Below are 13,428 nucleotides of genomic sequence, written 5' to 3' on the forward strand. Positions count from 1 at the left end.
TATGTTTATCGGGCCTCTCTTTGTTTATGGTGTTGCAACCCAAACTCAGGCCAACCTAACGCTACATCAACTCAGCTTTACTCTATGACCACCTACGCCATCGGCGACATCCAGGGCTGCCACGCGCGCGCCATCGACCTGATCGACAAGATCCAGACCCGTACCCCTGACGCCCGCCTCGTCTTCGTCGGCGACGCCGTCAACCGCGGGCCGCAATCCCTTGCCATGCTGCGACTGGTGCGCGAACTCGGCGACCGGGCCGAAATGGTGCTGGGCAACCACGACCTGCACCTGCTGGCTGTATCGATTGGTATCCGCAAGCCCGGGCGCGGCGATACGCTTGACGATATCCTGTCAGCACCCGACTGCGCGGAACTGCTCGACTGGCTGCGGCACCGGCCGCTCGCGCTGCGCGAGGATGATTATCTGATGGTGCATGCCGGCCTGTTGCCGCAATGGACGGCCGACCAGGCGCTGGCCCTGGCCCGGGAGGTGGAAGCAGCCCTGCGCGGCCCTGACTGGAAGGATTTCCTGCGCGGCATGTATGGCAATGAGCCAGCGCGCTGGGACGATCACCTGCAGGGCGCCGACCGCCTGCGCTGCATCGTCAACGCGCTGACCCGCATCCGCTTCTGCAGCGCCGACGGCACCATGGATTTCCATACCAAGGATGGCACTGGCGAAGCGCCGGCCGGCTTCATGCCATGGTTCGATGTGCCGGGCCGGCGCTCCTCCGACGTGACCGTCGTGGCCGGGCACTGGTCGACACTGGGACTGGTGGTCCGCCCCGACTTCATCGCGCTCGATACCGGCTGCGTCTGGGGCGGCAAGCTGACTGCGGTGTGCCTGGAAGACAGGGAAATCCTGCAGGTCGATTGCCCGCAATACCAGCAGCCGGGCTAGCGCATCGTCAGCCAGCCGGCAATGGCCCGCTGAACAGGCATTACGCGGCCGCCTTTTCGGCGGCCAGCGCGCCGGCGACCGCATCATGGGCCGCCGCAGCCAGTTCGCGGCGGTGAGCGCCGGCGCTTGGCAGCGCCGGCAGCAGCAGCAGTTCGGCGCGGATGTCGCGGTGGCGCAGTATGGTCAGCATGCTTTGCACGAAGGTGGTGTCGCCAACGTATTCCACCGCCGGATGCGGCCGGCCATGGCGGTCCAGGTAGCGCAAGCCGTAGGGCTGCACCGGCACGTCGGCATCGATTGCCGCCTCGAACAGGTTGGCGTGAAAAGGCAGCACCGTTCCCTGCAGCGACACGGTGCCCTCCGGAAAGAAGGCCACCCGTTCGCCGGCATGGATGCTGTTCACCAAACCCTGGAAAATCCGCCGCACATCCCGCTGGCGGCCGCGGGCAATGAAAATCGTGCCCGAACGCTCACACAGCCAACCGACCAGCGGCCAGTCACGAATATCCGACTTGGCAACGAAGCGGCAGGGCCGCAGGCTGTTGATGGCGAAGATGTCCAGCCAGGACACATGGTTGCAGACGATCAGCGCCGGCGTATCCGACAGCACGCCGCTGACAGACAGCCGCACGCCGCAGATTGCCAGCAGCTTCGCCGACCAGCTGCGTATGCAGCGCTCGCGCAGCGCCGGTCCGGCCAGCGGGAACACTAGCGCACAGGTCGCCAGCCCTTGCAGCAGGTGCAGCACCACCCGCACCAGGTGCAGCGTGCTCACGCCCTGCCCTTTCCCGGCCGGCCGTCCTTGATCATGGGCGGCTGAAGACGACCTGGCCGGCGACAATGGTATGCCTGACCTGGCCGCGCAGTTCATAGCCGAGGAAAGGCGTGTGCTTGCCCTGGCTGGCCAGCGCGGCGGCCTTCACGGTCCAGCGCGCTTCCGGATCGAAGATGCAGAGATCGGCCGGCGCGCCCTCTTCCAGCCGGCCGCCGGCCAGCCCGGCCAGCTGCGCCGGCGCCGGGCTGATCTTGGCGATGGCCTGCGACAGGCCGTCGCCCTTGCCGTCTTCCTCGGCCCACTTCAACGCCAGCGACAACAGCAGTTCCAGACCGGTGGCGCCGGGCGAGGCCTCGCCGAACGGCAGCAGTTTCTCGTCGTCGTCGACCGGCGTATGGTCGGAGCAGATCGCGTCGACGGTGCCGTCCATCAGTCCCTGGCGCAGCGCATCGCGGTCGCGCTGCGAGCGCAGCGGCGGCGTCATGCGGGCATTCGAGTCGAAAAAGCCGATATCGGCATCGGTCAGGTGCACATGGTGGGCGGAAACGTCGCAGCTCAGGCGCAGGCCTTCCTTCTTTGCCGCCCGCACCAGCGCAACGCCAGCGGCGGAGGAAATCCGGCAGAGATGTACCCGGGCGCCTGTCGAGCGCATCAGTTCGAAGATCGTGTACAGCGCGATGGTTTCCGCCATCACCGGCACGCCAGACAAGCCCAGGCGCGAGGCGATCGGGCCGCTGTGGGCGATGCCGTTGCGGCCGAGGTGCGCATCCTGGGCGCGCAGCCAGACGGTGTAGCCGAAGGTCTGCGCATATTGCATTGCGCGCATCAGCACCGTGGTGTCGAGGATGGGCTCATCGGCCTGGGAAAAGCCGACGCAGCCGGCATCGGTGAGTTCGGCCATCTCGGTCAGCGACTGGCCCTTCAGGCCGACGGTCAGCGCGCCGAGCGGATAGACATGGGCCTGGTTCATGCTGCGGGCGCGGTGGCGCAGCATTTCGACCAGGCCGGGCTCGTCCAGCACCGGGTCGGTGTCGGGCGGGCAGACCAGGCTGGTCACGCCGCCCTGGATGGCCGCCTGCAATTCCGATTCCAGCGTGGCCTTGTACTCGTAGCCGGGTTCGCGCAGCCGCGCCGACAAATCGACCAGGCCAGGCGCCACCACCAGTCCCTGCGCATCGATGGTCCGGTCGGCCTGGAAGCCGGCCGGCGCGGCGCCGACCGCGGCGATCTTGCCATCGGCCAGGTAGAGGTCGCGGCTGGCGTCTATCCCGTTGGCCGGATCGATCAGCCGGCCATTCTTGATATGGAGTTTCATAAGTTCCTAGTTCTGCGGCCAGGCATGCCTGGCGATCTCTGTTCTTCTGCTCTGCTGTTCTTCGGCGTTGATGCGGGCATTAATTGCCGGCGAGGATGCTCATCACCGCCATCCGCACCGCGATGCCGAAGGTGACCTGGGGCAGGATCACCGCCTGGGCGCCGTCAGCCACGGCGGACTCGATTTCCACGCCGCGGTTCATCGGGCCGGGATGCATCACGATCGCATCCGGCTTGGCCATCGCCAGCCGTTCGGTGGTCAGGCCGTAGCTCTTGAAGTATTCCTGGGCCGACGGCAGCAGCGCGCCGCTCATGCGCTCGTTCTGCAGGCGCAGCATGATGATCACGTCGACATCCTTCAGGCCTTCGCGCATGTCGGTAAAGACCCGCACGCCCAGTTGCTCCAACCCGCTGGGCAGCAGGGTGCGCGGACCGATGGCCCGCACTTCCGGCACGCCCAGCGTGGTCAGCGCATGGATGTCCGAGCGCGCCACCCGGCTATGCAGGATGTCGCCGACGATGGCGACCGTAAGGTTGCTGAAATCCTTCTTGTAATGCCGGATGGTGTACATGTCCAGCAGGCCCTGGGTCGGGTGCGCATGGCGGCCGTCGCCGGCGTTGACCACGTGCACATGCGAGCGGCCGGTGTCGGTCAGGTGCTTGGCGATCAGGTAGGGCGCGCCCGACTGCGCATGGCGCACCACGAACATGTCGGCATGCATCGCCGCCAGGTTGTCGATGGTGTCGAGCAGCGACTCGCCCTTGCTGGCGCTGGAGGCGGAAATGTTCAGGTTGATTACGTCGGCCGACAGGCGCTTGGAGGCGATCTCGAAGGTGGTGCGGGTCCGGGTCGAGTTCTCGAAGAACAGGTTGAAGACGCTCTTGCCGCGCATCAGCGGCACTTTCTTGACTTCACGGTCGCTGATGCCGACGAAGGAAGAGGCGGTGTCGAGGATCTGATTGACGATGGCCTTGGGCAGGCCTTCGATGGTCAGGAGGTGCTGCAGTTCGCCATTCTTGTTCAGTTGCGGATTATGCATGGTCTACGGTAAAGGAAAGTTTGCCGTCGTCGGCGCGTTGCAGTACGAGGCGCTCGCCGGGGGCCAGCGCAAGGGTGTGGGCGACAAAGTCGGCGGCGATCGGCAGCTCGCGCTCGCCGCGGTCCACCAGCGCGGCCAGCATGATGCGCGCCGGGCGGCCATAGTCGAACAGCTCGTTGATGGCCGCGCGCGTGGTCCGACCGGTGTAGAGCACGTCGTCGACCAGCAGGATGGTCGCGCCATCCACGTCGAACGGGATCTGGCTGGGCTTCACATCCGTGGGCAGGCCTTTTTCGGCATAGTCGTCGCGGTAGAAGGAGACGTCGATATAGCCCAGGCGGCCATCGACATCGAGTTCCGTGGCCAGCCGGTCGGCCAGCCAGGCGCCGCCGGAGTAGATGCCGACCAGCGCGACCTTGTCCACATTGGCCAGCGCGTCTTTTACCTGCCGGGCGAGCGCGGCGTACAGCGCCTCGGCGTCGAGTTCATGATGGGGCATATTCGTCAAAGTATTGTTGCAGGATGATTGCGGCGGACTGGTCGTCGATGCGCTCGCCGCGGCGCTGCGACAGCACCGCCGACGAGTAGCGCTCGTCGACCAGCACGGTGTCGACGCCATAGCGGCCGTGCAGCTGGTTGGCGAAGCGGCGGCAGCGCACCGTCATTTCATGTTCGGCGCCGTCCGGATGGCTGGGCAGGCCGACCACGCAGAGCGCCGGCTGCCATTCGGCGATCAGCGCGCCCAGCGCGGCGAACTTGCCGTCATTGGTGGGCGCATCGATGATCACAAGCGGCTGGGCCTGGCGCATGCCGGTATTGCCTACCGCCACGCCGATCCGCCTGAGTCCGAAGTCAAAGCCGAGCACCGTCTTCACGCGGCCGCCGTACTCAGCGGCGCCGTACCCGGCCGTTTATGCATGCCCGGCCTCGCCGCTGAGCATCATCGGGTCGATGCCCAGCAGTTTCAGCGCGGCGGAAAAGCGTTCCTCCACCGGCAGGTCGAAGATGACGGCCGGGTCGGCCTTCACCGTCAGCCAGCCGTTGCGGGTGATCTCTTCTTCCAGCTGGCCGGCGCCCCAGCCGGCGCAGCCCAGCGTGACCAGCAGATGGCGCGGCCCGCCGGTGGCGGCCACGGTTTCCAGCACGTCCTTGGAGGTGGTCAGCACGATGTCGTCGGTGACTTTCATCATCGAGGAAAAGTCGCCGAACGGCGCATGCAGCACGAAGCCGCGCTCGACCTGCACCGGGCCGCCGAACAGCACCGGCTTGTCAGCCATCTGGCGGGCGTCGATGTCCAGGGAAAGGTCGATGCGCTCGAACAGCGTCGGCATCATCATGTCGGTCGGCTTGTTGATGATCACGCCCAGCGCGCCGTCTTCATTGTGCTCGCACATGTAGACCACCGCGCCGCCGAAGATCGGGTCGAGCATGGACGGCATCGCGATCAGGAAGTGATTGGCCAGATGCAGGCCGGGCTCGGCCGCGAAAGCCGCATCGCTGCGCGCCTGTGCCGTGCCGCGCGATCTGGAAGAGGGGTCTGGAGTATCGCTTTGCTTGGCCATAATCCGCGCATTTTATCAGTTTTGCCCAGCCGGATGCCCGATCTGGCATCATGGCAACTCTTTGCGAGGCGGCCCGGCCGCCCTGCGCCATTCTCCGCAATTTTCCCCGTCATGAGCTTATTCAACACATCACTCGTCTGGTTCCGGCGCGACCTGCGCACGTTCGATCAGGCCGCGCTGCACGAGGCGCTCAGCCTATCGGCCACCGTGCACTGCGTCTTCATTTTCGACCGTGAAATTCTCGATCCGTTGCAGGCGCAGGCCAACAAAGCCGACCGCCGGGTCGATTTCATCCACCAGAGCCTGGCCGAACTGGATGCCGAACTGCGCATGCACGGCGGCGGGCTGATCGTGCGCCATGCCCATGCATCGACCGAGATCCCGCGGCTGGCGGCGCAACTGGGCGTGCAAGCCGTTTTCATCAACGAAGACTACGAGCCGGCCGCGGTGGCGCGCGATGCCGCGGTCGCCGGCGCGCTGATGGCCGAGGGCCGCCGCCTGGTTCTCTGCAAGGACCAGGTCATCTTCGAGAAATCGGAAGTGCTGACCCAGGCTGGCCGGCCGTACTCGGTCTTCACGCCCTACAAGAATGCCTGGATGAAGGCCCTGATGGCCGCAGCCGATCCGCATGCGGACCATCCCCTGCTGCACAAATATGCGGCAGCGCCGGATTATCGCCGCCTGGCAGCTGCGCCGGCAGGCATGCCGTCGCTGGCCGACCTCGGCTTTGAAACCAGCGACCTGGCCAGCCTGGGTATCGCCGCGGGCATGACCGGCGGGCAGGACCTGATCGACGAATTCATGGACCGCATCCGCGACTACGACACGGCCCGCAACTTTCCGGCCGTGCGCGGCACCTCGCACCTGTCGGTGCATCTGCGCTTCGGCACCGTGTCGGTCAGGGCGCTGGCGCGGCGCGCGCTGCAGGCGATGCACAATGGCGAAGGCGGCCAGGGCGCGGCGGTATGGCTGTCGGAACTGATCTGGCGCGATTTCTACTTCAGCATCCTGCACCATTTCCCGCATGTGGCCACGCAGGCCTTCAAGCCGGAATACGACCGCATTTCCTGGGAAACCGGAGCGCATGCCGACCAGGCTTACCAGGCATGGTGCGAGGGCCGCACCGGCTATCCCCTGGTGGATGCGGCCATGCTGCAGCTCAACCGCACTGGATTCATGCATAACCGCCTGCGCATGGTGGCCGCCTGTTTCCTGATCAAGGACCTGGGCATCGATTACCGTCGCGGCGAACGGTATTTCGCCGAGAAGCTCAACGACTTCGACCTGTCCGCCAATAATGGCGGCTGGCAGTGGGCCGCCTCCTCCGGCTGCGACGCGCAGCCCTGGTTCCGGATTTTCAACCCGGTCACGCAATCGGAAAAATTCGATGCCGATGGCGCCTTCATCCGGCGCTGGCTGCCGCAGCTGGCCAGGCTGAGCGCCAGGGATATCCATGCGCCATGGAAGGCGGCGCCCGAGGCACTGAAGAAGGCTGGCGTGACGCTGGGCGAGCATTATCCGATGCCGCTGGTGCGCCACGAGGAAGCGCGCGAGCTTACCTTGCAGCGCTATGCGGTAGTGAAAAAAGAAGCGACGGAAGCAGCATGAATGGCTGCGGGCTTTGCGGCACATCGGACGGCGCGTAGGGCGGAATACCCGGAAAGGGCATGCCGCCTTTGGTCGACCTAGTGAGGTGTCCGGCCTGGCCCACCCCGGTTCATTGCCCTGCGGCCGCCTGCATCTCGCGCCCTGTGAATGCAAGGACGAACTTCAGCAGGTCGGCTTCCTGGTAGGGCTTGCCCAGATACTCGTTCACGCCCAGGTCCATTGCATAGTTGCGATGCTTGGTCGCAGTGCGCGAGGTGATCATGATGATGGGAATGTGACGGGTGCGGCTGTCGCCGCGCACGTTGCGGGTCAGGTCGAAGCCATCCATGCGCGGCATTTCGATGTCCACCAGCATCAGGTCGGGCGTGACGGTCTGCAACTGTTCCAGCGCGTCCACGCCATCCTTGGCCAGCATCACCTGATAGCCTTCGCGCGTCAGGAAACGCTGGGTCACGCGGCGCACTGTCAGTGAATCATCGACCACCATCACGATGGGTTGGCTCTGCGGCGAATGCGACGCCTGCTCGGATGCCAGCCTGGCGCCCTGCCGGGAACGTGGCGCGGCTTCCAGCAGACGCTGCGCCAGCGGCACCGGGTCGAGAATCAGCACGATATCGCCGGAGCCCAGCACCGTGGCGCCGGCCACGCCCGCCATCCGCGCCAGTTGCGGCCCGACGTTCTTGACCACGACCTCGCGGTTGCCCAGCACATCGTCCACATGCACCGCCACCCGGCTGTCACCGCTTTTCAGAATCAGCAGCGGCGAGTATTGCTGGGTCACCGGCGATGCCTTGGCGTCACCCAGCAGTTCGGACAGGTAATACAGCGGCACCTGCTCGCCGCGCCAGGTTACCGCGCCTTCGGCATAGGCATCGGCCAGCGCGCCGGCCTTCAGCTGCTGCACCTGCTCCACCAGCACCGAGGGCACCGCATAGGTATTGCCGCCGGTAGTCAGCACCACCACCTGCGTCACCGCCAGCGTCAGCGGCAGCCTGACCAGGAAGGTGGCGCCCTGGCCGGGGTGGCTGTCGATGGTCACGCGGCCGCCTAGCCCGGCGGCTTCGGAGCGCACCACGTCCATGCCGATGCCGCGTCCGGCCAGCTCGGTCACATCCTGCGCAGTGGAAAAACCGGGATGGAAGACCAGTTCCCGCAGCTCGGCGTCGCTGGGCGAGGCATGCGGTTCCAGCAAGCCCGCGGCCTCGGCCCGGGCACGGATGCGCGCAAGGTCGAGGCCACGGCCATCGTCGGAAAACTGGATGACGACTTCATTGCCTTCCTGGCGGATTTCAACCTTGAGCTCGCCAATGTCCTTCTTGCCCGCCGCCAGCCGCTCTTCCCTGCTTTCAATGCCGTGCACGATGGCATTGCGCAGCAGGTGTTCGAACGGGCCGGCCATCTTTTCCAGCACGCCACGGTCGATTTCCACGGCACCGCCGCGGATGTCGAGGTTGACGCGCTTGTCGAGTTCCTTGGCTGCCTGGCGCGTGACCCGGTACAGCCGCTCGGCCACGCTGCCGAACTGCACCATGCGCACCCGCATCAGGTCCTGCTGCAGGTCGCGCGTCAGGCGCGATTGCTGCTGCAGGTCGGCACTGGCCTGCTCCACGCCACGCACCAGATTCTGCTGCACCGAGGAGACGTCGCTCACGGTTTCGGTAATCATCCGGGTCAGTTCCTGCAGCCGGGTGAAACGGTCGAATTCAAGCGGATCAAAGCCGCGCTCGGCGGAATGCGCCATCTGGGAGGCCATCTGGCTTTCGGCCTGGATTTCCAGTTCCCGCAATTGGGAACGCAGACGCGTCACGTTGTCCGTCAGTTCGGACAGCGACTGGTTGAGGCCTGAAACGCCGTTCTCCACCCGCGAGCGGGAAATCGATACTTCGCCGGCCTGATTGACGAGCCGGTCGATGATATCCACACGCACCCGCAGCAGCGGCGCGCTGGCGGAAGCATGGGTTTTTTCGGCGGGCGCTTCGGCAACGACGGCACTCGATACCGCGCCGTGGACCACGGCGGGCGCCAGCTTGCCGGCTTCCGGATTCTGCAACTGGTCGTGCAGATACAGGCCGACATCGAAGCGGCCCAGCAGATCTTCGAACACGGCAGGCGTCGGCGTTCCGACCGCGCTGACCTGCTCGATACGGCTTTCCATATCATGCATCTGCTGGCCCAGGCGCATTGCGCCGGCCATCCTGGCGCTGCCCTTGACGGTATGCAGCAGGCGCAGCAGACCCTGCACCGGTTCCCTGGAAGCCGGTTCAGCCTGCCAGGCGCGCAACAGCAACTGGATCTGCGGCAGCAGGTCGCTGGCCTCCTCCAGGAACACCGGCAGCAAATCCGGATCGAGTTCATCGCGCGGCATGCGGCCGGTGTCGGCTGACGGCTCCACGGTCGCACCGGTTTCCGGCGTCGCAGCAAGGTCGGCGCCGGCGGATGCCTGGCTGCCAAAGCCTGCCAGCGGCCGCGTCCTGGCGCCGGGAATGCCTGGGTCTGCCGCCTCGACCTGATCCGGCTCGGCAAGTCCGCTCGTGTCCGCAGCGACATCGCCTGTTTGCCGGAGTTCCTCGGCAACGAAGGCAGGCAAGGCGGATTGCACTTCCACAGCCGCCGTGGCGGCGCGGGCCATGACCTGCTGGCGCATTTCTTCCAGGATGCGTACCTGATGCGGCGCGGCGGGCGGCATGTCGCCCAAGGCAAACTGCCGCAGCATCTGCCTGAGCTCGCTGACTGCGGCGTCGAGGTCGTCGAATTCCTGCACGCTCAAGGGAACGGGCTTGCGCGCCAGCGCCTGCAGTACCCGTTCCAGCGCATAGGCCACTTCCTGCAAGGGAACGAAGCCGACCGTGGCTGAGCTGCCGGCCAGCGAGTGCGCCGCGTGAACGGCAACCGTGTTGACGGTGCGGCCGGCCTCATGCCGCCATTCGGACAGGTCCTGGGCCAGCACCCGTACCAGGTCGTCGGTCTCGGCCAGGTAGATATTGTGCAGCGGCACACTGATTTCGAGATCGCCGATGCGCTTGATGCTGTCGTCCAGCCGGTTTTCCACCGCATGCACTTCGGGGAAACTGATCACCTGCGCCATGGGCGCGGTTTCGGCCGGAAGCGCCGGCGTGATGTCGTCAATGCTGGCGCCGTCTTCATGCGCTTGCACCATGTCGCCTGACAATTCCGGTTCCGCCGGTTCCGCCGGCTGCGCCGCCTCTGTCATCTGGGCGGGAATCGCCGGTTCCTGGACGTCATCCAGCAGCGCTTTGGTGTCCAGGACGCCGGCTTCTTCCAATGCCGGCAGTTCGGGCAACTCGACTTCCCCGACGGCAGGCAACAGATCCTCCTGCGCTGGAATCGCTTCCACCGGGTGCGCCTGCAAAGGCTCAGGGTGCAGCGGGTCCGACAGCTCCCCGTGCGGGAGCGCGACATGATCCGCATGATCGGCGGTGGCGAATGCGTCCAGTCCAGCATGCTCGACCCCGGCGGCAGGCGCCTGCCCGGTTTCAAGCGTCAACGTGACCGCTTCAAGGTTTTCCAGCGTTTCAGGCTGGTACGGTGCTTCGCCAGCGGCTTCGGGCTGGTCAGGCAACACCGGCGCCGCCTCGGCGGGCGCGGCCAGTGGCGCAGCTTCCTCGGCAGGCAACCTGCCGCCATCGCGGACTGCCTCTGCGGCGAATACCAATGCGTCGGGGCGGCGTGCAGACGAGCCTTCCTGCTTCAGGTCGGCCACCCAGGCGCTCAATTCGCGATGCGCCCGCTCGATCAGGTCGCACAGATCGGCGCTGGCGGGCGTGCCATCCGACAGGGCCAGGTTCAGGGTCTTTTCCAGTCCCCATGCGGCTTCGCCGAATGCATTGAGCCCAACCATGCGGCCACTGCCCTTGAGCGTATGGAAAGCCCGCCGCAACGTGGTCAGGCTGGCCTGGTCATGTGGCGCCAAGCGCAGCAGCGGCAGGGTAATCGCGACATTCTCCAGCACCTCTTCGGCTTCGCCGAGGAAGATTTCCAGCAATTCGGCGTCGACCGCTTCGTCAGATGTGCTTTCGGTTATCGGCGCCGGTACCGGGTTTGGTGCAGCCACGGACCCATGCGCCTGCTCTGCCGGCACAGGGTCTTCTTCTGACGGCTGGGTGGCGGCAATGCCTTGCCGCTCCGCGCCGTCGACAATCATGGCGGCTGCCATCGGCACCGCCGGGGCTGGCATTGCCGTGTCGGCGGCATCGGCTTCCGCCGCGACCGGCGACGGCGCTGTCACCGTTTCCGCCTGGAGTGGCTGCAACAAGTTCGTCGCCGCTTTGGCGGCCTCCGTTTCCAGAGGCGCAGCTGGCACGGTGGCATCAGCAGGTGCTGGCTCAGCCAGTACAGCGTCGGCTTTCGGTATGGCAGCGCCTTGCGACTCCGCGATGGCAGCGACATCGACCTCCCTGCCCTGGCCTCGCGGCACATTGACGTTTCTGAACAAGCCGTTATGGGCATCGAACACGAAACGGCCTTTCGCCGCCTCGCTATCCACCCGCAAGCTCTCCAGGAAGAAACTGAGCAGGCCAAGGTTACGCGCCACCTGCTGGAATTCGGGCCGGCCAGGCTCGCCCTCGAATTCCGGCAAGGCGAATTCCGCAACCCGCGCGCGCACATTGCGCACCGCAAGCACGGCCTGATCGAGATCGAGGATGGACAGCCCGCCCTCGATCTGGTGCAGGATGCCGTCAATCGGCGCCAGCGCGGTACGCTTGGCGGAATTGCTGAAGAATTCATCCAGCAGCTTTTCAACCTGCGCCAGGTTGCCGCGCATTTCATCTGCAAGCGTGGCGACCGTATCGCGCTGCTGGGCATCGCGGGAAAACTGATCCAGCCATTGCGCCTGGCCAGCCGGCGCGACGCCATCCAGCCGTGCCGCCAGGCGCGCAGCCAGGCTGGCTGCAGTGGCATGCATGCTGGCGCTGGAACGCGCACCGTGGCGCAACGCGTTTTCCAGGAAAAGCAGGCTGGCGGCGACATCCAGCGCCAGGGCTTCGTCCTGTGTTGCCCGGTGCTGGTCGGCGCTGCGGCGCAACTGCTGCGTCAAGTCGTCCAGAGAAGGAGACCGCAGGCCAGCCACCAGTTCGGCAAGGGCGGCAATCTCCTGCACAAAGCTGTCGCCGGCCTGCGCATCGCCGCCAGCCACGCGGTCCCATGCGGTCTTGGCGGCCTGCAGGCGCTCTCTTGCGCTGTGCAGGATGGCGCTGTCAACCAGGCCGTAGCGAGCGATTTCCACCTCATCGGGATTGATCGCGGAAAGGCCATATACCTGGCGGATCTGCTGCAGTTTCGGCGATGGATCTGCCGCTGTGGCGATGAAGAACAGCGCATCCCTGAGCAGGCGTTCGCTGGTTTCGGAAGGCGCATCGTCGAGCTTGCGCAACTGCATGTTGATGCGCCCGAACAGCTGCTTGACATGGACGGCGGGACTGATTTCGCCGGTTGCCACGCCGGCCGCGAAACCATGCAGCACCCACCAGTAGGCCTGCCCCAGCCTGCCCGGCGCGCGCCGCACGAAATCGGCCAGCACGTCGGCCAGCACCGCGGCGCTGCCTTTCTCGGCCTGCGCATCGGTGCTCTTGAGCAGGGGCAGCAATGCCTTCTCAAAGCGCTGACGCAACTGCGCCACGTCTGCCGCACTGGCGGCCGCTGCCGGCGTGGCCAGCCTGGGCCTGATCGTCAGGTCGGGGAAATAGAGATCGGAAGGATGTACCCGGCCTATCCCGCGCGCCTGCTGCAGGTCGCGGAAATAGGGATACAGCCTGAGCGCCTGCGGCGCCACGCCGGCCAGCAGTTCATCCAGGTATTCGACCAGGGCATGACAGCCAGCGGCCACTGCCGCAAGGCTTTCGCCTCCCGACGCGGCTTCGGCTTCGGCGGCTCGCGTCAGAAGCGCTTCCATTGCTTCGATAACCTGTGGTGCGCCCGCTATGTCGACGATCTGCAATGCGCCCCGCGCCTGGTGCAAGAGCGTGCCGGCCTGGCGCAGCGCCGTGGCCCGGGCATCGGACTCCTGCCCGCCGACCGAAAGGGCAAGGGCGCTGGCACGCGTCAGGCTGGCGCGGATCTCTTCCATCACCCAGGACAAGGGTCCGGTATCGAATTGATCCAGGGCACCCGGATTGGAAGAATGACTGCTCATGAATGCCTCATGGTTTCAAATGGGTACGATGCGCGCGCCTGCATCGGATGCGCCCGGTCAGGGTGCAGTGTCCGG

The 13,428-nt window shown here is 65.9% G+C and carries 9 protein-coding genes; 2 read left to right on the forward strand and 7 right to left on the reverse strand.

All coding sequences use genetic code 11. The features are described from left to right. Positions 1-84: 84 nt before the first annotated feature. Positions 85-903 (forward strand): symmetrical bis(5'-nucleosyl)-tetraphosphatase, encoded by an 819-nt coding sequence (locus ABC383_RS09890; protein WP_413013570.1) that lies wholly within the window; start codon positions 85-87, stop codon positions 901-903. A gap of 40 nt (positions 904-943) precedes the next feature. On the opposite strand, the gene ABC383_RS09895 is transcribed toward ABC383_RS09890, so the two are convergent. From ABC383_RS09895 to ABC383_RS09920, 6 genes are all read right to left on the reverse strand, one after another. Further along, positions 944-1,678 (reverse strand): lysophospholipid acyltransferase family protein, encoded by a 735-nt coding sequence (locus ABC383_RS09895; RefSeq protein ID WP_413013572.1) that lies wholly within the window; start codon positions 1,676-1,678, stop codon positions 944-946. Positions 1,679-1,709: 31 nt separating this feature from the next. Continuing rightward, a complete protein-coding gene (locus tag ABC383_RS09900) occupies positions 1,710-2,993 on the reverse strand; it encodes a dihydroorotase (protein ID WP_413013574.1) in 1,284 nt (427 codons plus the stop codon). 79 nt (positions 2,994-3,072) lie between these two features. Continuing rightward, positions 3,073-4,032: an aspartate carbamoyltransferase catalytic subunit gene (locus ABC383_RS09905; protein WP_217345514.1), complete on the reverse strand. Its 960-nt coding sequence runs from the start codon at positions 4,030-4,032 to the stop codon at positions 3,073-3,075. Continuing rightward, the gene (pyrR, locus tag ABC383_RS09910; RefSeq protein ID WP_194711681.1) at positions 4,025-4,531 is read right to left on the reverse strand and encodes a bifunctional pyr operon transcriptional regulator/uracil phosphoribosyltransferase PyrR; all 507 of its coding nucleotides are present in this window, start codon (positions 4,529-4,531) and stop codon (positions 4,025-4,027) included. The genes ABC383_RS09905 and pyrR overlap by 8 nt, the downstream gene beginning before the upstream one ends. Beyond that, entirely contained in the window at positions 4,518-4,907 is a 390-nt protein-coding gene (gene ruvX / locus ABC383_RS09915; RefSeq protein ID WP_413013577.1) for a Holliday junction resolvase RuvX, read from the reverse strand. The genes pyrR and ruvX overlap by 14 nt, the downstream gene beginning before the upstream one ends. 36 nt (positions 4,908-4,943) lie before the next feature. After that, positions 4,944-5,594, reverse strand: coding sequence for a YqgE/AlgH family protein (locus ABC383_RS09920; protein ID WP_413013579.1), 651 nt, complete (start codon positions 5,592-5,594; stop codon positions 4,944-4,946). Between the two features lie 111 nt (positions 5,595-5,705). Between ABC383_RS09920 and ABC383_RS09925 the strand changes: the two genes are divergently transcribed. Further along, positions 5,706-7,202, forward strand: a complete 1,497-nt coding sequence (locus ABC383_RS09925; RefSeq protein ID WP_413013581.1) for a cryptochrome/photolyase family protein — start codon at positions 5,706-5,708, stop codon at positions 7,200-7,202. 109 nt (positions 7,203-7,311) lie between these two features. Here ABC383_RS09925 and ABC383_RS09930 read toward each other — a convergent pair whose 3' ends face one another. After that, on the reverse strand, positions 7,312-13,353 hold the full coding sequence (locus tag ABC383_RS09930) for a hybrid sensor histidine kinase/response regulator (RefSeq protein ID WP_413013583.1): 6,042 nt from the start codon (positions 13,351-13,353) through the stop codon (positions 7,312-7,314). Between the last annotated feature and the right edge of the window lie 75 nt (positions 13,354-13,428).

This window comes from Noviherbaspirillum phoenicis (assembly GCF_047237965.1).
Taxonomy (GTDB): domain Bacteria; phylum Pseudomonadota; class Gammaproteobacteria; order Burkholderiales; family Burkholderiaceae_D; genus Noviherbaspirillum_A.